Raw genomic sequence first — 481 nt, forward strand, 5'->3', positions numbered from 1 at the left:
CAGTAGCGACCGAAGATATCTATACCGTAGTGGCAACATCAGTAGAAGGCTGTGAGTCATTTCCTGTGTCGTTTCAAGTGAAAGCATCGGGAATTTCTACAATTACAGAAACAGATATTACTGTTAAAGATTTATCAAACAACAATACCATCACCATTGACGACTCCAATATTGGTATTGGAGACTATGAGTTTGCTTTGGATAATGAGTTTGGACCATTTCAAGATAGTCCTTTATTTCAAAATGTATTTGCGGGTGAGCATACTGTAGATGTGAGAGATAAAAACGGTTGTGGGGTGATTAGCCTTCAGGTGTTCGTTATGGGATTTCCAAAGTTTTTTACGCCCAATGGAGATGGTGCCAACGACACTTGGAATGTTAAAGGCCTAAGCAATGCGTATTTGCAAAATACCACTGTTTTTATTTATAATAGGTATGGTAAGCTTATCAAACAATTAAAGCCTTCAGCCGAAGGTTGGAA

The 481-nt window shown here is 38.5% G+C and carries 1 protein-coding gene; it reads left to right on the plus strand.

Annotated features, from left to right (window positions below):
* Window positions 1–481: T9SS type B sorting domain-containing protein (locus H4O21_RS28085; RefSeq protein ID WP_182812438.1), on the plus strand; the 481-nt coding region annotated here is incomplete at both ends.

This window comes from Oceanospirillum sediminis (assembly GCF_014164585.1).
GTDB lineage: Bacteria > Pseudomonadota > Gammaproteobacteria > Pseudomonadales > Halomonadaceae > Oceanospirillum > Oceanospirillum sediminis.